Source organism: Streptomyces panacea (genome assembly GCF_040560175.1).
Lineage (GTDB): Bacteria > Actinomycetota > Actinomycetes > Streptomycetales > Streptomycetaceae > Streptomyces > Streptomyces panacea.
The window spans coordinates 46,422-66,121 of sequence record NZ_JARJHW010000007.1 but is presented as its reverse complement, the minus strand read 5'-3'; the positions used below and the strand labels follow the sequence as shown (position 1 = coordinate 66,121).

The 19,700-nt window shown below is 69.4% G+C and carries 16 protein-coding genes and 2 pseudogenes; 4 read left to right on the top strand and 14 right to left on the bottom strand.

Annotated elements, in window-relative coordinates; all coding sequences use genetic code 11:
* The first annotated feature begins 53 nt into the window (after positions 1–53).
* Complete coding sequence (locus P3L51_RS03610) at positions 54–1,418, top strand: dipeptidase (protein ID WP_354603544.1); 1,365 nt, start codon at positions 54–56, stop codon at positions 1,416–1,418.
* Between the two features lie 137 nt (positions 1,419–1,555).
* Positions 1,556–2,299 carry an MBL fold metallo-hydrolase gene (locus P3L51_RS03605; protein ID WP_354603543.1) on the top strand — a complete coding sequence of 248 codons (744 nt, stop codon included), beginning with the start codon at positions 1,556–1,558 and terminating at the stop codon, positions 2,297–2,299.
* Here the strand turns inward: P3L51_RS03605 and P3L51_RS03600 are convergent.
* The 14 genes and pseudogenes from P3L51_RS03600 to P3L51_RS03530 all read right to left on the bottom strand — a co-directional run bounded on the left by P3L51_RS03600 (position 2,240) and on the right by P3L51_RS03530 (position 16,544).
* Positions 2,240–3,292, bottom strand: a complete 1,053-nt coding sequence (locus P3L51_RS03600; protein WP_354603542.1) for an NUDIX hydrolase — start codon at positions 3,290–3,292, stop codon at positions 2,240–2,242. The two genes, P3L51_RS03605 and P3L51_RS03600, sit on opposite strands and share 60 nt — an antisense overlap.
* Positions 3,293–3,751: 459 nt before the next feature.
* A pseudogene (locus P3L51_RS03590) lies at positions 3,752–4,948 on the bottom strand (IS110 family RNA-guided transposase).
* A gap of 210 nt (positions 4,949–5,158) precedes the next feature.
* Positions 5,159–5,926, bottom strand: coding sequence for an enoyl-ACP reductase FabI (gene fabI / locus P3L51_RS03585; protein WP_354603541.1), 768 nt, complete (start codon positions 5,924–5,926; stop codon positions 5,159–5,161).
* 55 nt (positions 5,927–5,981) lie between these two features.
* Positions 5,982–6,119, bottom strand: a pseudogene (locus tag P3L51_RS03580) (SDR family NAD(P)-dependent oxidoreductase); the annotation flags it as partial.
* 51 nt (positions 6,120–6,170) lie between these two features.
* Positions 6,171–6,962, bottom strand: a complete 792-nt coding sequence (locus P3L51_RS03575) for a GNAT family N-acetyltransferase (protein WP_354603540.1) — start codon at positions 6,960–6,962, stop codon at positions 6,171–6,173.
* A gap of 178 nt (positions 6,963–7,140) precedes the next feature.
* Positions 7,141–7,902, bottom strand: a complete 762-nt coding sequence (locus P3L51_RS03570) for an SDR family NAD(P)-dependent oxidoreductase (protein ID WP_354603539.1) — start codon at positions 7,900–7,902, stop codon at positions 7,141–7,143.
* Positions 7,903–7,933: 31 nt separating this feature from the next.
* Entirely contained in the window at positions 7,934–8,377 is a 444-nt protein-coding gene (locus P3L51_RS03565) for a MaoC/PaaZ C-terminal domain-containing protein (protein ID WP_354603538.1), read from the bottom strand.
* Positions 8,378–8,397: 20 nt separating this feature from the next.
* The gene (locus P3L51_RS03560) at positions 8,398–8,616 is read right to left on the bottom strand and encodes a hypothetical protein (protein WP_354603537.1); all 219 of its coding nucleotides are present in this window, start codon (positions 8,614–8,616) and stop codon (positions 8,398–8,400) included.
* Between the two features lie 10 nt (positions 8,617–8,626).
* The gene (locus P3L51_RS03555; RefSeq protein WP_354603536.1) at positions 8,627–9,865 is read right to left on the bottom strand and encodes an aminotransferase class I/II-fold pyridoxal phosphate-dependent enzyme; all 1,239 of its coding nucleotides are present in this window, start codon (positions 9,863–9,865) and stop codon (positions 8,627–8,629) included.
* A 298-nt stretch (positions 9,866–10,163) separates the two neighbouring features.
* Complete coding sequence (locus P3L51_RS03550; RefSeq protein ID WP_354603535.1) at positions 10,164–10,442, bottom strand: hypothetical protein; 279 nt, start codon at positions 10,440–10,442, stop codon at positions 10,164–10,166.
* Between the two features lie 81 nt (positions 10,443–10,523).
* Positions 10,524–10,763 carry an acyl carrier protein gene (locus tag P3L51_RS03545; RefSeq protein WP_354603534.1) on the bottom strand — a complete coding sequence of 80 codons (240 nt, stop codon included), beginning with the start codon at positions 10,761–10,763 and terminating at the stop codon, positions 10,524–10,526.
* Between the two features lie 182 nt (positions 10,764–10,945).
* Positions 10,946–12,202: a beta-ketoacyl-ACP synthase II gene (gene fabF / locus P3L51_RS03540; RefSeq protein WP_354603533.1), complete on the bottom strand. Its 1,257-nt coding sequence runs from the start codon at positions 12,200–12,202 to the stop codon at positions 10,946–10,948.
* Positions 12,199–13,896: a thiamine pyrophosphate-binding protein gene (locus P3L51_RS03535; RefSeq protein ID WP_354603532.1), complete on the bottom strand. Its 1,698-nt coding sequence runs from the start codon at positions 13,894–13,896 to the stop codon at positions 12,199–12,201. Before P3L51_RS03535 ends, fabF begins: the two co-directional genes overlap by 4 nt.
* Positions 13,893–16,544, bottom strand: coding sequence for an aldehyde dehydrogenase family protein (locus P3L51_RS03530; RefSeq protein WP_354603531.1), 2,652 nt, complete (start codon positions 16,542–16,544; stop codon positions 13,893–13,895). The genes P3L51_RS03535 and P3L51_RS03530 overlap by 4 nt, the downstream gene beginning before the upstream one ends.
* Positions 16,545–17,164: 620 nt before the next feature.
* On the opposite strand from P3L51_RS03530, the gene P3L51_RS03525 reads away from it, so the two are divergent.
* Both P3L51_RS03525 and speB read left to right on the top strand, forming a co-directional pair.
* Complete coding sequence (locus P3L51_RS03525; RefSeq protein WP_354603530.1) at positions 17,165–18,343, top strand: agmatinase family protein; 1,179 nt, start codon at positions 17,165–17,167, stop codon at positions 18,341–18,343.
* Positions 18,340–19,608 carry an agmatinase gene (gene speB / locus P3L51_RS03520; protein ID WP_354603529.1) on the top strand — a complete coding sequence of 423 codons (1,269 nt, stop codon included), beginning with the start codon at positions 18,340–18,342 and terminating at the stop codon, positions 19,606–19,608. The genes P3L51_RS03525 and speB overlap by 4 nt, the downstream gene beginning before the upstream one ends.
* The last annotated feature ends 92 nt before the right edge of the window (positions 19,609–19,700 follow it).

Below are 19,700 nucleotides of genomic sequence, written 5' to 3'. Positions count from 1 at the left end.
TGTCTTCGACGCACACACAAACACACAACGTCGCACCCGCCAGGAGCGTGCCCATGTCCGTCACTCCGATCGCCGAAACCGTCGCTTCGCTGATGCCCCGGGCACGGGTGGAACTCGCGGAGCTGGTGGCCTTCCGGTCGGTGGCGGATCCCGCGCAGTTCCCCCGCGACGAGTGCGAGGCCGCCGCCGCGTGGGTCGCCGACGCCCTGCGCGCCGAGGGCTTCAGGGATGTGGCGTCGCTCGACACCCCGGACGGCACCCAGTCCGTGTACGGCTTCCTGCCCGGCCCCGAGGGCGCCCCGACCGTACTGCTGTACGCGCACTACGACGTGCAGCCGCCGCTCGACGAGAGCGCCTGGGCCACTCCGCCGTTCGAGCTGACGGAGCGCGACGGCCGCTGGTACGGGCGTGGGGCCGCCGACTGCAAGGGGGGCTTTGTGATGCATCTGCTCGCGCTGCGCGCCCTCAAGGCGGCGGGCGGCGTGCCGGTTAGCGTCAAGGTGATCGTGGAGGGCTCGGAGGAGCAGGGCACCGGCGGTCTGGAGCGGTACGCCGAGGAGCACCCGGAGTTGCTGGCCGCCGACACGATCGTCATCGGTGACACGGGCAACTTCCGGGTCGGGCTGCCGACGGTCACGGCGACGCTGCGCGGGATGACGATGCTGCGCGTCCAGGTCGACACCCTCGAAGGCAACCTGCACTCCGGGCAGTTCGGCGGCGCGGCGCCGGACGCCCTCGCCGCGCTCATCCAACTGCTCGCCTCGCTGCGCTCGGCGGACGGCTCGACGACCGTGGACGGTCTGGCCGCCGACGCCGACTGGGACGGACTCGCCTACCCCGAGGCCGACTTCCGTAAGGACGCCAAGGTGCTGGACGGTGTCGGGCTGATCGGCCGGGACACCGTCGCCGACCGGGTCTGGGCCCGGCCGGCGGTCACCGTCATCGGTATCGACTGCCCGCCCGTCGTGGGCGCGACCCCGTCTCTCCAGGCGAGCGCCCGCGCGCAGATCAGCCTGCGGGTGCCGCCGGGCCAGGACGCCGCCGAGGCGACGAAGCTGCTCACCGCCCATATCGAGGCGCACACCCCGTGGGGCGCGCGGGTCGCGGTCGAACAGGTCGGGCAGGGCCAGCCGTTCCGCGCCGACACCACCAGCCCCGCGTACGCCTCGATGGCCGAGGCGATGCGCGTGGCCTACCCGGGCGAGGAGATGCAGACCGCCGGTATGGGCGGCTCCATTCCGCTCTGCAACACGCTGTCCGCGCTGTACCCGGACGCGGAGATCCTGCTGATCGGGCTCAGCGAGCCGGAGGCGCGGATCCACGCGGTCAACGAGAGCGTGTCACCGCGGGAGTTGGAGCGGCTGTCCGTGGCCGAGGCGCACTTCCTGGTCAACTACGCCCGGTCAAAGCGGGACTGACGGGCTGTCACGAACGGGGTCGGCGGACTCTGACGAGGAAGTTCGCGCGAAGGTTCACTCCGCCGTTCTGCGGACAGCGGAAATCGCCGTCAGCGAAGTGGTGCGCACGGCCCTTCCACACTGCATACATTCGACATATGGATCTCGTTGCGATCAGTCCACGGCTGCATATGCTCCGTTTCCCCATCGGTCAGGCGTACTTGTGGCAGGACGAGAACGAGCTGACTCTCATCGACTCCGGTCACCTGTACGCGGGACCGGAGATCGAGTACGCCATCCGCGATCTCGGTCTCACTCCCGGGAATCTGCGCCGTATCGTCCTCACCCACTGCCACCGCGACCATGTGGGCGCGGCGCAGGAGCTGGCGGGGCGGTACGGCGCCGAGGTGATGGCACACCGGCTCGACGCACCGGTCATCCGGGGCGAGTGGCCCGTGCCCGACCCGCTGCTCCTCGACTGGGAGGTCCCGCTGTACGAGCACGGGCTGACGGTGCCGCCCGCGCCGCCCACCCGGGTCGACCGCGAGCTGGAGGACGGCGACGAGCTGCCCTTCGGCGACGGCGCCCGGGTGGTGCACGTACCGGGGCACACGTACGGATCCATCGCCGTCCATCTGCCCTACCACGGTGTGCTGTTCACGGGCGACGCCGTGGCCGCCGCCGACCGCCGGGTGATGCTCGGCGTGTTCAACGTCAACCGCGAGAGCGCCAAGCGGTCCATGATCCGGCTGGCCGCGCTGGGTCCGTCGACGGTCTGTTTCGGCCATGGCGATCCGCTCGTCACCGACGCCACCACGGACGCCGCCTCCGTGCTGCGTGTGTCAGCCGACCGGGACACCGGCCTCCAGATTGAGCACGGTCCGCCTCTCCCGGGCACGTAGCGCCCAGCGCAACCTCTCGAAGCGGGCGGGCGGCAGCAGCGACGCCGCCTCGTCCTCGGTGACGAAACGCCAGCCCCGCAGCTCCGAGCCGGGCAGCAGCAGCCGCTCGGCGTCGTGCACGGGCAGCCGGCCGCCGTCGAAGAGCAGCCGCAGACCGCCGAAGCCCGGCGGTCTCGGCGGCTCCCAGTCGACCACCAACAGCCCCGGTACGTGGTCGAGTTCGATCCCGATCTCCTCGGTGACCTCGCGCATCCCGGCACGGGCGGGCGCCTCGCCGCGCTCGACCACACCGCCGGGGAACTCCCAGCCCGGCTTGTAGGTGGGATCGACGAGCAGCACCCGGTCCCGCTCGTCGAAGAGGAGCACACCCGCCGCGACGGTCTCCGCCGTCGGCTCGGGTGTCTGCACGATCTCGCAGAGCCCCGCCGTGCCCGCGTGGACGGCCTCGGCGACGACCGCCGCGCTCTGGGCCGGCGTGAGCCCTCCGGCATCGACGACGAGCGCGTCGGACGTGAGCCAGCCGAGCGCCGTGCGGTAGGGCTCGATGTGTTCGTACGCCCACTGCCGGGCGCGCTCGGTCCGAGCCGGGTCGTCGTCGACGCCGCCCGCCCCACCACCGGCGCGCCCCGCTATTCGCCCGCGCAAAATCGTTTCGTCCAGCGCCAGCAGCACATGCCGGACGGGAATGCGACGGGACGCCAGAGCGCCGAAGATCTCGTCCCGGTACTCCTGCCGCAGCAGCGTCATCGGGACGACGAGTACGCCGCCCACGTCGGCGAGCAGCGCGGCGGCCGTGTCCACGACGAGCCGGCGCCAGATGGGCAGGTCCTGATAATCACTCACCTCGGCGAGTCTCTTCGGCGGCAGCAGCTCCCGCAGCCCGGATCCGATCAGCCCGGGGTCGTACAGGGTGCTGTTCGGGATCATGTCGATCAGCTCGCGCGCCGTACTGGTCTTGCCCGCTCCGAACGCACCGTTGATCCAAATGATCACTCGTACTCCAGGACAGGAAGGCCGCTGAACAGCGGCGGAGCCGGATTCACAGGGCCGTCTGGGAGAGGCAAGGGGAAGGTCGGCGTCCATAGACAGGCACCCACCACCTCCTTCTCCCACACCCTCTGGAGATACCCAACTATCCGCTCCTCCATCGCGAGTGTTACCTCGCTCCACCTTCACGCCCGGTGAGGACATCCTGAAGAGAGTCTCCAACAATCACCGAGTCGCTGCGATCGAACCGCCCTCCGGGCGCCTTCTCCGCTCTCTCCTGGGCGATACGAACCAGCGCTGGCCGACGCGGGTTGTCCGAGGCATATCTCCCCACAGTCCCGTGCACCTTGGTCGGAGCACATGATCAGACTAAGGCCGCCCCCACATCTGGTGAATCTCCAGGTGAGCGGCTCAGTTCGAGACACCGTTCGAGGCCAGAAGACAAAGAACTTCCCAATAGGGATCTCAAGCCGCGAGCGTGACCGATGGTGCGGGCCGGTAGCACGCTCCGTGGCGGAGCATGGCCCGGAGAACGTTGGCCCGGCGGCGTGCGAGAGCGAGCACCGCTTGCTTGTGGCCCTTCCCCTCGTCGCGCTTGCGTTGGTAGTACGCCCGCGACGCGGGGCACGTCCTGATGCTCGCCATGGAGGAGAGGCAGAAGGCCCGCAGAAGACCGCGATGCTAGCGGTGGGGTCGGTGCATATTGCCGCTGGCGCGCCCGGAATCTCGTGGCACGGGGGCGAGGCCGGCGAAGCCGGCCAGACGGTCCGGTGTGCCGAACGCGTCCATGGAGCCGCCGGTCGCGGCGATGAACTCGGCTCCAGGCAGAGCGCCCATTTCTGGCAGGCTGCGGATCACCTCGGCGTGGGGATGTTCGCGGAACCGTGCCTCGATGAGTGCCTCGAGCGCGACTATCTCCTCGTCGAGGGCGATGACCCCCTTCGCTAGGCGAGCAATCATGGCGGCGGCCAGCTTCTCGCCCGGCAGGGAAGTCTGCCGGCCAACGGCGGCTTCCAGAGCGGCAGCGGCGATGGCTGCGGCGTTCTTGACCTTGCGGTTCCTCAGCCAGGTCTCGATGCGCTTGGCGCCGCTGCGACGGAGCGCGGCTGGGATCTGATAGCCGGTAAGCAGGAGAACTGGACCCCTGTTCGTCAGCGCAAAAGTCCGCTCCAACGCCGGGAAGATCTCCAGGAGTTGCGCTCGGAGCCGGTTGATCTGCCGGGTCCGGTCGCAGACGAGGTCGGTGCGTCGCCCGGTCAAGGTGCGCAGATCGACGGCAACCTCGTCGCCGGGCCGCAGCAGGCCGAGGTCATTGCGCATCCGGGCCTGGTCGGCGATGACGAAGGCGTCCTTGGCGTCGGTCTTGCCCTGGCCACGGTAGCCGGCGGATGCCTGGTGCACCGCCAGACCGGTGAGGTAGGTCATCGGCCGGCCGTGGCCCAGGAGCAAGCCGATCAACAGGGCCGCGCCGCCGTGATTGATGTCCACCGCCCACAGGACATCCTCGGAGAGCGCGAGCACGTCGCCGATGAGCTCCAGCAGGACCGGCTCGTCATGCAAGACCCGACATGACAGGAGGCGCTTGCCCTGAGCGTCGATCACCACGCCGTGGTGATGTTCCTTGCCGATGTCCACTCCGGCCCATATCTGGGGCACGGCCACCTCCGCCAGCCCGTCGTCTCACATGGGTCCCAGCAGACGACCTCGCCGGCGTTGTCCTACGAAGCGATCAAGTCGCGTACCCCTATTAGCGGTCGAGTCGTCGCGGGGCTCCGGGCGGCCAAGTTCTTTGAGCCCGGTACGAGGGCGACCCTCCGCCTTGCGATGTGCCGTGTCTGACGCCGCGCGCCCGCCGTGGACTCGGGACAGCCCTTAGATACCGACAGCGTGAAATCCGCCGTCCACCCAAATCATGGACCCAGTAGTAGCGGGCAACCAGTCGGAGAGCAGAGTACATACGGCCTTGCCAACGGGTTCAGGGTCATCGACCTTCCACCCAAGAGGAGCCCGAGCTCCCCACTGTTCCTCGATGTCCTCGGATCCGGGAATGGACCTGGCGGCCATAGTCCGAACTGGACCAGCGGCGACAAGATTCACCCGAATTTGCATGGGCCCCAACTCCTTGGCGAGGTACCGCGTAACGGACTCCAAGCCGGCCTTGGCAACCCCCATCCAGTTGTAAGCGGGCCAAGCCTGCCGTGCATCGAAGTCCATCCCCACCACCGAAGCCCCTTCACTCAGCAGCGGAAGAACGGCGCGCGTCAAGGACATGAACGAATAGGCTGAAACATGAACGGCGGTGGCGACATCTCCCCAAGGCGCCTCCAGGAAAGAATTACCGAGACAAGAAGCCGGGGCGAACCCGATCGAGTGCACCACACCGTCCAGACCGGACACGTGCTCGGACACCTTGCCGGACAATGATTCCAGGTGCTCGGAATTGGTAACGTCCAGTTCGATCACTGGAGCGGGTGTGGGCAGCCGCTTGGCGATCCGTTCGACCAGGCTGAGCCGACCGAATCCGGTGAGCACCACTTCAGCGCCCTGCTCCTGGGCGATGCGTGCCACGTGGAACGCGATCGAGGCGTCCGTGAGAACGCCGGTGATCAGCAGTCGCTTGCCGTCGAGCAGTCCCGTCACAATCTCTCCCTGTGAATAGAAGTGAGTCAGTGGCCCATTCCGAGGCCGCCATCGATCTGACGCCCAGCACTCCGTCCGGTGCGTTCGAGGTGCGGTGGGTCACTGCGACTCTGTCTCCCTGATCGGCGAATTCCCGCGCTATCGCCAGACCAATGCCTCGGTTACCACCCGTGACCAATACCGATCGCGCCATGTCCTGTTCACCCACTCCCTCTGCTCGGACCCGAGAGTTGGTAACCGAGATTCACTGGGGCGCCGAGGATGCGTAACAGGTGCCATAGAATTCATGACGGTAGCCCAGCTTTTGGTACCACTTTTCCGCCCCGGATCCCGCTTCCACCTGAAGAAACAAGAATTTGGCGCCGGCTTCGAACGCAATCCTTGAACACTCATTCATCAGGGCACTGCCCACACCTTGACGGCGTGCGTCGGCCACCGTTCCAAGTGCGTAGACCGCCGCGTAGGTGCCGGTCACCATGAGAACAACGACTCCCACGGCTCTCCCGCCAGCCCTCGCGAGTAGGTAGAATTTCTCATACTTCGGGCTTGTGACATCGAAGCTGCGACTCAAGGCATGGATGTAGCTTTCGTCCAGCGGCCCGTACAGATCCACGGCGTCATCGCTGGAATATGCCGAGGAAAACGCAGACAGAAATTCTTCCCGCATTTCGCCGATTACGCTCTCCATCTCTATACCCGTTGCGTCATTGGCGCTTTCTCGCAGCCTTGTCTCACGAAGCATCCAAGAGTCGCATGCATGCTGTGAGAATTCCGCGATCTCACCTCGCCCCACAGAGGAGAGGGGGGTCAAATACAATGCCGGCTGCCGGTCGCGACTATACAACTTCTCGCTGATTGAGCCGAGAGAGGACGAGTCGAAATCACCCTCGGGACAGAAGAAGTTGTAGTAGGGATCCGTAATGAGATCGCTCAGAACAAGGTGCCCGAGCGGAGTCACGTGCCGATCGGAGCAGAACATTCCCAGGAGGAAATCATGATGCAGTCCGAGTAACGTACTGATCCTGGAATTATTCATGCAATCCTCCCGCGATTATCCGTCGCATGTCGTGGATTTATGACTTGAACGCAGCTCAGAGAGCGTGTTGGAGAAGCGGCAGCTCGCTCAGCTGGCAGTGATCGAGCCGCCGCTACCCCCAAGCCACGACAGGTGGGAGAGGCCGCGGGACCAGGTGTACTTCCGTGTTCATGACGGGTCACCCTGACTCCAGGTCGGCCATCTTGATCCACTCCCCCCCGTCGGCGACGACGGCCTCCCCGGTGATAAAGCTGGCCTTCGGCGAGGCCAGGAAGGCGATCACCTCCGCGATCTCGACGGGCTCGGCGACGCGCCTCAGGAAGTTCCCGTCCGTCGGACCCTCGGGCAGGCCGATCTCCTCGAAGTACGCGATTGCCGGCGGGGTCCGGACCCACCCCGGCAGCACCGCGTTGACCCGGATGCCGAACTGGGCAAGGTCGGCGGCGGCGTGCTTGGTGAACGCGACCAGGCCCGCCTTCGACACACCGTAGGGAGCCGTCTGCGGGGCGGCCTGGATCGCGCTGATTGACGCCACGTGCACCACGGCCCCTCGGGTCCGCCGCAGAGCGGGCACCGCGGCGACGGTCGTCGCGATCGACCCCATCAGGTTCGTGCCGAGTACGTGATCCCATTCGGCGGCCGGCAGGTCTGCCACGGGCCCGGGCTTGCCGACCACACCATGTGCGTTCACCAGCACGTCGAGCCGGCCGAACGTGGACACCACCTCGGCCACCGTTGCCGCGGCGGCCTCCCGCGAGGCCAGGTCGGCGCGTACGGCGTGCACAAGGGGTAACTCGCGAGCGGCGCGGTCGAGACGCTGCTGGTCGCGCCCGCACACCGCGATGGCGTACCCGCGCTCGCTCAGCAGGCGGGCTGTGGCCAGACCGATCCCACTGGTGCCTCCGGTGACGAGGGCCACCGGGGTGTCCGACGAATCCATGATTTCCTCCTTGCTCCCCGCCGGGGAGCGGTCACGTGCGCAGCGCGCACAGGTAGGTCTGGGTGGCCCGGCACACCACCGGCCCGTCGAGCTGCTCGATCTCAACCCCGAGGACGAGCTCGTACCAGGAGCGGGCCCGGGGCCGCGCGTCGGCGAGACGAAAGTGGCCGCGGACCCCCTTGCCGGTGGGGAGGGGCGCGCGGAAGCGCACGCCGTCGAGACGGTGGTTCACCGTCCGGAGCGCGTCGGTGACGGTGAACGCCTCCGTGGACATGATCGGGATCAGCGACAGCAGCAGGTGACCGTGGACGATCGTGCCCCCGACGGGGCGGGCCCGCCCGGGGTCGACGTGAATCCATTGGTCGTCCCCGGTGACCCGGGCGAAAGCGTCCACGAGGTCCTGGTCGATCAGGTGGTCCTCGCTGGTGCCCAGCATCCGTCCCACATGATCGGGCAGCTCCGCGGTCGTGAGCACCCGGGGGCTGTCGGCCCGGCTCACGTGACCACGGCGACGACGGCCGTCGAGCGCCCCGACCAGTGCGAGCGGCCGGGCGGAGGGCCGACGCTCTCGACCACGTTGTGCGGTGCGTGGTCCGGCTCCGTCTCGCGGCGCTCGGGGCCCGGTGCGGCGAGGAAGCCGTCGCGCGGCAAGGCGGTGGGCGTGAGCCCGTCGCTCCGCACGGTCCGCGCGCCGGCCTCGGTGGTGTTGGTCATGTTTGTCATGTCAGAAGCCCAAGCGCTGGCGGTAGGTCGCGAGGGTGCGCAAGAAGCCTTCGACCTGCTCCTCGGTGTGGCCGGCATGCGGTATCAGCCGCAGCAGCGCCTGATTTCGGGGGACCGCCGGGTAGCAGAAGACCGGCACGAGGTAGCCGTCCTTGACGAACCACTCGCGCATCGTCAGCGCGGCGTTGTCGTCGCCGACCGGCACCGAGAGCACGTAGGACGCGGCCGGAGTGGTGGGCATGCCCATCTCGTGCATGTCTGCGCGCAGCCGGTCGGCCCGCGCCAAGTAGTCGTCGACTATCGACGGGTCACTCTCCAGGGCGTGGATGGTGCGCTCGGCAACGTGGGCGGTGGGTGGCTGGATGGCCGCGGTGAACATCGAGGTGCCGGAGAGCACCTCGAACGCGTCAATGGCGTGCGCCGGCCCGGCAAGAGCACCGCCCTCCAGACCGACGGCCTTGGACAGCGAGACCATGACGAAGTCGGCCCGCTCCCGGATCGCGGCGTACTCCGCGGCGAAGGGCCGGTGGGACGGCCCGTAGAGCATGAAGCCGTTCGCGTCGTCGACCATGCTGATCGCGCCATGGCGGTCGCACTCGTCGAGGAGTTCAGTCACCGGAGCCATCGAGCCGTCGGCCGAGTAGACGCTCTCGATGATCACCACGACCTTCTTCGACCGGACGCGGTTCAGGACGCGGGCCAGGTCAGCGACATCGTTGTGCCGGAACGCGTGGACGAGGCGTCCGTGCCTGAGGCCCTCGACGGCTTTCCAGATGGACCAGTGGGAGTCCCGGTCGATTACGAAGACCGTGTCGCGGTTGTGCACCTCCAGCTCGGTGTCAAACCGGGCGGAGTGGCTCATCGCGTGGACGAAGCCGATGTTGGCCAGCATCCCGGTCGCGAAGGTGATGGCCCGCTCCTTGCCGGTTTGGCGGGCGATGGACTCCTCCAGTGCCTGATGCGGGCGGCAGATGCCCTGGGTCATCCGGGAGCCACCGGTGGTCAGGCCGTACGTGTGGGCCGCGTCGGCGAACTCGCGGGTGAGCGAAAGGCGCCGTCCCAGGTCGAGAAAGTTGATGCTCGCGAAGTTCACCAGCTCACGGCCGTCGCGGACGATCGTGGGCCCGACGACGCCGTCTACCACCGGCGGGCGGGAGATCATCTCGTAACCGGTCGCGTCGACGAATTCCGCGAAGGCCCATGGGGCGAGGCGGTCGTTGGGGTGGGAGGTGCTGGTCATGGTGTGCTGTCTCCTTCGGCGGGGGCATGGGACGGGGGGCTCCAGCTCCGGACTCGCCTTCATGTCCGCCGGGGAGGCGGCGCGGCGCTTCCTCGGTCCGGCTCGGGGCCGTAGGCGCGTGGACGCCCAAAGCCCCACGTAGCGCGGTCCGGGCACGGTTGGACACCACCACCGGATGCGAGGAATGGGTACTCCTCGGTGAGCGCGGCCACCCGGTGGGCAACCGTGGCCAGCGTGAAGGGCTCGGTGCCCACCCCGTGGAGGCGGGCGGTCGTGTGAAGGTCGTTGTCGGCGTTCATCAGGCGCGGCACGGTCTGGTGGCGCAGCGGGGAGATCTGTGCGGGACGACGGTGCGCGGCAGTTCGTCATGCGCGAGCAGGGTGTGCACGCCGCCCATGCCGGTGCCGGCCGCCACGCCGAGGCGCCGGGTCCACCGCGTTGTCAGCTTGGCGTCTCCCCCCGTCTGTCGGGCGTCGATCACTACCACCCGCTCGCAACGTTCCAGTCGGCGGACCTCCGCTCCGAGCAGGTTCTCGGTCGGCGAGCAGGCGCAGTTGACCGGCAGTTCGTCGTCCATGTCGTCTCCGCCGTCCCTCGTTCGCCAATCTCGTTGTGCGGTTCCGGCCGGTCGCCCGGGCCGGTCTATGTACCCCTGAGGTCAGCTCTGGTTGGCCGCGATGTAGCGGACCGCGTCGTCGACCGTATTGGCCATCTCGTCGTCGGGGATCTTGACCCCGAACCTGTCTTCGGCCTGGACCACGATCTCCACCAGCGACAGCGAGTCGATGTCCAGGTCGTCCACGAAGGACTTCTCCGGGGTCACGTCGGCCGCCGTCACACCGGCGATCTCCTCGATGATCTCGCCGAGATCGGCCAGGATTTTCTCGTTCGTCGCCATCTGCTGTGTTCCTTCCCTGAGTTGCTGGATGCGAATTGCGGTCACGGACAGATCGCCACTTGGGCCGCCTGGGGCAGCCGGCTCGCCGTGGCCGTCACCGTGGTCCGAGGTGGCGGATCGTGGCCGCCGGCCGAGTGCCCGTACGGGAGGGACGTGCCGCTCGACCGGGATTGCGTCAGCCGTCACAGCGCGCTCCGAGGCGTACGGACGACGAGGGCCGCGTTGTGCCCCCCGAAGCCGAACGAGTTACTCAAGGCCACCCTCATGCCGTCGTGGGTCTGCGCCTCGTGCGGTACGAAGTTGATCTCCGGGTCGATCGGTTGGTGGCAGTTCACCGTGGGTGGCACGGTGCCGGTGCGCAGGGCCTGGATCGCGGCGACCAACTCCACCGCCCCGGCCGCCCCGATCATGTGCCCGGTCACCGACTTGGTGGAGCTGACCGGGATTCTGGTGACCCGCTCGCCGAGGACCTCGCGCAGGACCGCTGTCTCGACGGCGTCGTTCAGCAAGGTCCCGGTGCCGTGGGCGTTGACGTAGTCCACTTCGTCCGGCACCACCCCGGCGTCGCGCAGCGCGGCCTCGACCGCCAGGCGCGCGCCCCGGCCCCGCGGGTGTGGCGCGGTCCAGTGGTGGGCGTCGGAGCTCGCGCCGTAGCCGGCGAGCTCGGCGAGCACCACCGCGCCCCGGGCTGCGGCGGTCTCGGCCGCCTCGAGCACCACCACCGCGGCGCCCTCGCTCATGACGAACCCGTCGCGGTCGGCGTCGAACGGACGGCAGGCTGCGGTCGGGTCGTCGTTGCGCGTCGAAAGGGCGCGGGCGTTACCGCTGCCCGCGAGGTCGAGCGTAGTGAGGCAGGCGTCGGCACCACCGGCCACGACCGCGTCGGCGTCCCCGCCGCGGATCATGCGCACCGCGGCGCCCAACGCGTCGGAGCCGCTGGCGCACGCCGTGCTCTGGGCCCGGCTCGGACCCTGCGTGCCCAGGCGCATGCTGATCTCGCCCGCGGCACTGTCGATGGCGGTGGTGATCGGGGTGAACGGGCTGACCGCCCGCGCGCCCTTGTCGCGCAGCGTGTTCACGGCGCGGCCGAGGGACGCGACCGGGCCGTAGCCGCTGCCGATGATGACGGCGATCCGCGGGGCCCGCTCCTCATCGACTACGAGCTTGGCGTGTTCGCACGCCTCCAGCGCCGCCGCGAGGGCGAACTGGGCGTAGGGGTCGGTGCGCCGCCGGACCGGCGCCGGCATGTAGCGGGCCGGGTCGAACCCGCGGACCTGGCCGCCGATCCGCACCCCGAGCCCGGTCACGTCGATACCGTCCAGGGTGGCGATGCCGCTGCGGCCGGCCAGCATCGCGGCCCAGGTGTCGTGGACGGTGTGGCCCAGCGGCGTCACCGCCCCGTATCCGGTGACGACCACCGTGCGCGCCGCGCCGCTCATTGCGGGACCACCTCCGCGTCGCGGATGGGCGGGGGGATGTCGTCGGGGGCGACCGGCACCATGAGCACCGCCGTCCCGCCCTGTGCGCAGATTTTCCGCGCGGTGCGCACCTCGTCGGTCAGCGCGTCCTTGTCGCGCAGCACCCGGTGGTGAATGCGTGACTTGTCGATCACGGGCGGCGGCGCGTCGGGACGCGTGAAGGGGTAGCGTTCCGCGTCGAGGCCGAGGCGGGCGCGCTGGGCGTCCAGCCATCCGTAACCGCCGTTGCACAGCACCACGTAGAGGACGCCGCCGTGGAAGCCGGCCGCCGCCTCGATGTCGGAACGCGCCGCGAGGAAGGCCCCGTCCCCGATGAACGCGGTCACCTCGTGGTGCGGCGCGGCGCGCTTGACCCCGATCGCCGCGGCCGCCCCGAAGCCCAGCGGGGTCTGCTCGGAGGGCACGATCGAGCCGCCGCCGGCGCGGAAGGGGTAGCAGTAGGACCACATGTCCTGGAGGCCGTTCTCAGCCACCAGAACCCGGGGCTCGCTCGCCGTGGCGTCCAGCGCGGCCAGCAGCTCGGCGATGCGCACCCCCGGCAGCTCCGCCGCGCGGTCGCGCTCGGCGTCGGCCTCGGCGGCCATGGCCTTGCGGGCGACGGCGATCTCCCGCGCCCATGTCTCGGTGTGGCCCCGCTGCCCGTCCGCGTGGGCCTCGTCCAGCGCCCGCGACCACGCGACCACGGCGCGGCGGGCGTCGCCGAGCACACGCGGGCCCGAGAACTCGGCCGACAGGCCGCCCGGGTCGATGTTGACCTGCACGACCGGCACCGGGGGCCACGGCGTGCCGCCCTCGGTGACGGTCTCCTCCAGCCGGCCGGCCAGGGAGATCACGAGGTCGCAGGTGGAGAACAACTCGCGTGCGGGCGTCGAGGCGTAGAGGCCCGCCACGCCGCAGAACAGCGGGTGATTCTCGTCGACGATGCCCCGGCCGGACGCGGTGGTGAACAGTGCCGCGCCCAGGCCCCCGGCGAAGCGCTCGACTGCCCCGTCCGCGTTGTGGTGGCGCATCCCGCCCCCGACCAGCACCACTGGGCGCCGGGCGGCGAGGACCGCCGCTGCCGCCGGGCTGCCGGTGACCGGGGACGGCCCGTAGGCCAACGGCTCGGGCATGCTGGGCCACGGGCCCGTCCGCACGACCTCCGCCGTACGGACGTCGTCGGCTATCTCGAGGTAGACCGGTCCCGGCGGAGGCCCCGAGGTCAGGGCGAGTGCTTTCACAGCGGCGGCAACGACGCGGTCGGGATGGCCCACTCGATAGGCCCACCGGACCAGCGGCGCCACCGCGGCGACCTGGTCAAGTTCCTGGAACCCGCCGCTGCCCCGGCTGCGTTCCGCTGTGCCTGCGGCGAGCAGCAGGACCGGCGCCCCGGACTCCCTTGCCTCCAGCAGCCCGGTCGCGGCGTGCGTGACCGCCGGGCCCTTGCCCAGCGCGCACACGGCGGGCCGGCCGGACTGGAGCGCGTAACCGGTCGCCATGTACACCGCGTTGCGCTGGTCGCGGCACGGCACGAGGTCGACGCCCGCGGCGTCGAGGGCGCGCAGCAGCTCCATGTCGTCGCCGGGCAGCCCGAAGCAGGTGTCCACACCGGCAAGCACGAGCAGGTCGACGATCGCCGACCACGCGCCCTCGTACCGCGCCCCGTCGCCGGTCATGACCGACCGGCCGTGACCGGGCCGACCGAGGGCAGGTACTCGGCCGCCGCCTTGGACATGAGCAGGGGTTCGGAGCGCCGTTCTCCGCCGTAGGCGAGATAGTTCGCCATCATCCCGAGGCCCCCGAAAGGCCTGTTGCCGTTCTCGGCGTCCAGCAGCGTCTGGTCGAAACAGACCCGGTGCCGCCTGGACAGCACCTCAACCGTCTCCGGGTCGGTTCCGTACACCATGGCGCCCAGCGCGCGCTCGCCGACGTACGGGCTCGACAGCCGCTCGCGCAGGCGCTTTCCGTCGGGATAGGCGACGACGTTGAACACCGGGGCGAACATCTCGTCCAGGGGCATCTTGTCGTCGAACCCCCATTCCAGGATGGTCGGTTCGACCCGCCGTGCCCGCAGGTCGAGCCGCCCGCCCTGGCGGATGAGGCTCGCGTAGCGCACGAGGTAGTCCGAGCACTGGCTCAGGGCCCCGTCGTAGTACATCGGCCCGTAGTCGGAATCGGGGTCGGAGTTGGCGCCGTAACGCAGCGACGAGAGTTTGGCCGAGAGCCGTTCGATGAACTCGCGCGACCGTTCCTGGGGTACGAAGATGGCGTCCGGGCCGTAGCAGTCCTGCCCGGAGTTGTAGAGCCTGATGGTCACGAGGTCATGGACGGCGTGCTCGAAGTCGGCGTCGGCCGCGACGACGAACGGGTTGAGACCCTGGCCGAAGAAGAGGAACAGCTGGTCGTCGGCCAGCCCTTCGCGCACGGTCTCGGCGTTGGCGTAGCCGCCGGTGAACACGATGAGATCGGCCTCACGGACCGGCCCGGTGACGAACTTGCGCTGGGACAGCGCGGAGAGCTCGATCGGCAGGCCGTGCACCGGGGCGAGCAGGGCGTGCAGCCGCCGCGCCTGATTCCCGATCTGCGAGGACGGCCGGAAGGTGACGGTCTCGGTGTAGAGGGACGCCACCAGCAGATAGAGCGCGTAGGCGTACAGCGGAATGTTCGACGGCATGAACACCGCCGCGCGGGGTATCCGGCCGGGCCGGAAGAGGCGGATCTCCTCCTCCGCCCCGTCGAGGGTGGACAAGAACGAGCGTATCTCCGCGACGGCCGTGTGGTGGGGCGAGACCTCGGTAAGGATCTCCAGCACCGCGTCCTCGTTGTCGTGCACCCAGCGGCGGACCGCGCGCAGCGCGTCGAGCCGGTCGGCGAAGGGGATGGGTTCCTCGGCGGGGTGGGATGCGGAGCTGTCGCCGTCGGCCGTGTCGGAGGATGTGGACAGTACTTTCATGGCAAGGGTCTCCAGAGCGGCGGGGTCGGGCTTTCCGGTGTTGGACAGAGGGAACTCAGTGACCACGAGGACGTCGTCGGGCTGCTCGTAGCGGGCGAGCACCGCGCGGAACGCCCGCTTCCAGTACGAGTGCCCGCGGCCTTGCGCGTCGGCCACCACAAAGACCAGGCGAGCGCCGCGGCGCTCGTCGTCCAGCGCGACGACCTGGGTCGGGGACCCGGCCGCCTCGGCCAGCTCGGCGAGATGGTCGGGGTAGAGCGTGTGGCCGTCGCGGTGCACGGCGCGCTTGCGACCGATCGGGATCACCCGGCCGTCGTCGTCGAGCAGGCCGATGTCACCGGTGTGGTGTACGGGGCCGGGCACCGGGACGATCTCGCCGTCCTCGCGGAGGTGACCGGTCATCAGACCGCCGCTGCGCACCACCAACTCGCCGAGCTGCCCGCTCGGCAGGGACCGGCCGGTCTCGTCATGGACCTCGACGACCACGCCGGGCAGCGGCCGGCCGCACCGGACGGGGTCGGACGGGGAGGCGAGGGCGATGTTGCCGACCTCGGTCGCCCCGTAGCCGTCGAGCAGGGGCCGGCCGGTGCTGGCTCTGAAGCGGGCGGCCAGCGACTGCCCGAGCGGGGCGCCCCCGACGCACCAGGCTCGGACCCCGCTCAGCGCGTCCCGGAACGCGGGTCGGCCGTCGAACAGGTTGAGCAGGCTGTGATAGGTCGGCGGGGTGGCGTCGACGATCGAGAGCCCGTGCTCGGCGCCGGCCTCCAGCGCACTGTCCAGGCGCGTCGACGGCCCGTAGACCACGAGCGTGCCACCGCCCAGCCACCAGCACAGCACCAGCGACAGCCCGTACTGATGGGAGTAGGGCAGGACCGGCAGCAGGACGTCGTCGGTTCGGTAGCCCATCCGCTCGGCACTGAGGGTGAGGTTGTCCAGGATCGATCGCCCGGAGCGCACGATGCCCTTCGGCGTGCCGGTAGTGCCCGAGGACCACGAGATGACCGCGTCCCGTCGCTGCGACCAGGCCGTGAGATCCGGCACCTCGTCGGGATGGCTGTGGGGCTCGGGGGCCGGACCGGGCTGCGACGACGTGCCGTCGATCTCCAGCACGGCCCGGGTGCGTTCCCGGACCGACGCGCGGTACTGCTCCGTGGCCCGGTGGTCGCACAGGACCACCGAGGCGTCCAGGTGGGCCAGGGCCAGCAATGCCACCACCCAACCAGGCGAATTGGGACCACACATCATCACCCGCGACCCCGGCCCGATTCCTCGACGGACAAGAGAATCCGCCTCGGCACGCACGCGATTGATGATCTCGCCGGTCTCCCACGTGGTTCCGTCAGGCACGAGTAATCGCCTGAAAAGAAGCATCGGACCCCTCCAGGGTGTCTGTGTATGGATATCGCCGAACAGGCGCGGATTCTCGGTGGTCTTCGGCGCCTGCCAGGGGATTCTTAATCGCAGAACACGCGCGCTCCGGATCGAATCAACGTGCGGCCAGAGACTGTTGCCGCATATCTGTCCCGTGTGGACGTGGACGTGGAGGTGCGACGGCGCCTTGGGTGTCTCTGTGGGTGTCGCCGCCACTACCGAGAACACGTCGCCGAATGCCGCAGTGGTTCACTCGGTGAGAAATCGAGGACCGCAAAGGCGGGCGATACGCCTTCGGAGCGGCCGCCTCACTCCACAACGCGGGGATCTCGCGCAAGGCATCCACGGTCATCCGCGCGACTCGCCCGGCCGGCACTTCGCCCTCCGCCCGCCGCCCTATGCCCGGGAGCCGCGATGAACCGTGCGCTCCCCCCGGTACGTGTTGAGTGCGTGACTCAATCCCATTCGAGCCTCGTGCACCCAAACCAGCAGACAACCCATGCGAGTTGGACGGAGCCTCAAAGCATCGGCCATGAAGGCGTGGCCGTCGCGCGATCCACTCGCGCGACACGGCGCCCCTGCGAGTCGAGTCCTGGAGCTCAGCGGCGTTCGGCCCGGACATGACAGGACTGGGTGAACCGGAGTGGGGTGCCCCGATGCGGGCGGCCCGACCGCACCTCGGCACGGGCACCGAAGGTCACGGTGCGGTCGACGATTACAACAAGGACCGGCCGGCGGGCCCCATGTATGTGCAGCGGGCTTACGAATACGGCCGGTCGGGCGTGCAGAGCTATATGGGGCTCCCGGTCTGCCTGACCCCTGAGGACCTCGTGGCCGGCGAGATCGACGTGGCTGCGTGCGGCGTGCCCTGGGACGCCACCGGCACCGGCCGCAGCGGCGCCCGGCGTGGCCCGGTCGCGCTGCGCACGAGCGGGACGAACTCCACCCCCGAGTTCACCCTGCCCGACCTGCACACCCGGGTGGACCCCTTCAAAGTGCTGCGCTGCGCGGACTACGGCGACTCCCCGACCGCTTCCGGCAACACCCCCGAGACCTTCGAGGAGATCCGTAAGTTCGTCACGACCATCCTTGAGGCCGGAGCCCGCCCGCTGGTACTGGGCGGCGACCACGGCATCACCTGGCCGTGCCTGACCGCCGTGGCCGACCACCTCGGCCACGGCACGGTCGGAGTCATCCACCTGGGCGCGCACACCGCCATGGAGCCGGTCGAGGGCTGGGACATGGGCAGCGCCCGCAGCGCGCTGCGCCGCACGGTCGAATCGGGTGTGATCCGCGGCGAGCACGTGGTCCAGCTCGGCGCCCGCGGCTTCGACACCAGCGCGGGCCTCCGGTCCTGGCTGAACGACAACGGCGTACGCGTCCACCTGGCGGCCGAGATCGATCAGCGCGGCATCGAGAGCGTGGTCGACCAGCTGATCGCCGAGGCCACCGTTCCTGGAGCGCCCGCCGGTTACTACCTGTCGATCTCCATCGACGTGGCCGACCCGATGTACGCCCCCGGCACAAGCAGCCCCGAACCGGGCGGGCTGCGCAGCACCGCCCTGCTGAGCAGCATTCGCCGCATCGGCGCCGAGCTCGATCTCGTCGGCGTTGAACTCGTAGAGCTCAACCCTCAGTTCGACAACTCCGGCCAGATCACCACACTGCTGGCCCACCGCACTCTGCACCACGCCCTGACCGGGATGGCCATGCGACGTCTCGGAATCACCCAGCGCGACTGGCTCCACCCCGACGCCCTTGACCACGGCCTCACCGACCTTCCCGGAGACCGATCATGACCGGCACACACGACAGTCCTGACCACTCCGACCACCAGGCCGGCGACCACGCGAACGGTCACCACCACCACCCGATGTGGCCCGAAGGGTTCTGGGCCCAGCCACCGCGCCTGGGGGCGGGCCTGGAAGGACATGGTGCCGTCGACGACTACAACAAGGACCGCAAACCCGGCCCCCTTCACATCAACCGGCGCTACGAGGGCGGCCACTCGGGCATCCAGACCTTCGCCAAACTGCCGGTCTGCCTGACACCCGAGGATCTCGCCGTCGGCGAGATCGACGTCGCGGTGTGCGGGGTGCCCTGGGACTCAACCACCAGCGGCCGGAGCGGCACCAACCATGGCCCGCTGGCAATTCGCTCGGCGGACTACCTGGGCGGCTACGGCCGCCCTCATCTGAGCCTGGACACCGGCGTGGACGCGTTCGACGTGCTCAACTGCTGCGACTACGGCGACGCGCCGATCAGCGTCGGGAACACCCCAGTCACCTTTGAGGGCATCCGCAAGTTCGTCGGCACCATCGTCGATGCCGGCGCGATCCCCCTCATCCTGGGCGGCGACCACGCGATCACCTGGCCCTGCGCCACGGCGGTCGCCGACCACTGGGGTCACGGCAAGGTCGGGATCGTCCACTTCGACGCCCACGCCGACACCGGCGCCGACGCCCCGCAGAGCCTGGCCAGCCACGCCACACCCATGCGCAAGCTCATCGAGTCCGGGGCCGTGCCCGGCGCGAACTTCGTTCAGGTCGGTCTCCGGGGCTACTGGCCCGACCCGGAGACCCTCGACTGGATGAAGGAACAGCGGATGCGCACACACTTCATGGCCGAGATCGAACGCTTCGGGTTCGACCACGTCCTCCAGCGCGCCGTCGACGAGGCCCTCGACCAGGCCGACCACCTCTACCTGTCATTGGACATCGACGTCGCCGACCCCGCCTTCGCCCCGGGCACCGGCACGCCGGAACCGGGTGGGCTGACCAGCACCGAGATCCTGCGCGCGGTCCGCAGGCTCTGCGCGGAGGTCGGCATCGTCGGCATGGACATCGTCGAGGTCTCCCCGCCCTTCGACGACAAGAGCCAGCTCACCTCCCTGCTGGCGAACCGCGCCGCCCGCGAAGCACTGACCGGGACGGCGATGCGCCGCCTGGGCGTCACCGGCAGTGCACACCCGACGCCCGCAGCCTCGAACACGGCACCCCGGCCGGCCTTCGGGCATCAGGAGCCGGGGACATCAGGAGCGGGCACATCAGGCCCGGCCGGCTGACCACCCGCCGGGACCGGACCACGGCCGCGCGGACGAGCCCGCGGTCCACTTGTCCGGAAACACCGCCGTGGTCATCACGGTCAACATCCACC

Excerpts from the sequence above, each read along its gene's own strand:
- P3L51_RS03555 (WP_354603536.1), bottom strand. The coding sequence starts at position 9,865 with ATGACCAGCACCTCCCACCCCAACGACCGCCTCGCCCCATGGGCCTTC.
- P3L51_RS03535 (WP_354603532.1), bottom strand. The coding sequence starts at position 13,896 with ATGACCGGCGACGGGGCGCGGTACGAGGGCGCGTGGTCGGCGATCGTC.
- P3L51_RS03525 (WP_354603530.1), top strand. The coding sequence starts at position 17,165 with ATGACAGGACTGGGTGAACCGGAGTGGGGTGCCCCGATGCGGGCGGCC.
- P3L51_RS03570 (WP_354603539.1), bottom strand. The coding sequence starts at position 7,902 with ATGGATTCGTCGGACACCCCGGTGGCCCTCGTCACCGGAGGCACCAGT.
- P3L51_RS03550 (WP_354603535.1), bottom strand. The coding sequence starts at position 10,442 with ATGGACGACGAACTGCCGGTCAACTGCGCCTGCTCGCCGACCGAGAAC.
- P3L51_RS03530 (WP_354603531.1), bottom strand. The coding sequence starts at position 16,544 with ATGCTTCTTTTCAGGCGATTACTCGTGCCTGACGGAACCACGTGGGAG.
- speB (WP_354603529.1), top strand. The coding sequence starts at position 18,340 with ATGACCGGCACACACGACAGTCCTGACCACTCCGACCACCAGGCCGGC.
- P3L51_RS03575 (WP_354603540.1), bottom strand. The coding sequence starts at position 6,962 with ATGAATAATTCCAGGATCAGTACGTTACTCGGACTGCATCATGATTTC.
- P3L51_RS03610 (WP_354603544.1), top strand. The coding sequence starts at position 54 with ATGTCCGTCACTCCGATCGCCGAAACCGTCGCTTCGCTGATGCCCCGG.
- P3L51_RS03605 (WP_354603543.1), top strand. The coding sequence starts at position 1,556 with ATGGATCTCGTTGCGATCAGTCCACGGCTGCATATGCTCCGTTTCCCC.
- P3L51_RS03560 (WP_354603537.1), bottom strand. The coding sequence starts at position 8,616 with ATGACCAACACCACCGAGGCCGGCGCGCGGACCGTGCGGAGCGACGGG.
- P3L51_RS03545 (WP_354603534.1), bottom strand. The coding sequence starts at position 10,763 with ATGGCGACGAACGAGAAAATCCTGGCCGATCTCGGCGAGATCATCGAG.
- fabF (WP_354603533.1), bottom strand. The coding sequence starts at position 12,202 with ATGAGCGGCGCGGCGCGCACGGTGGTCGTCACCGGATACGGGGCGGTG.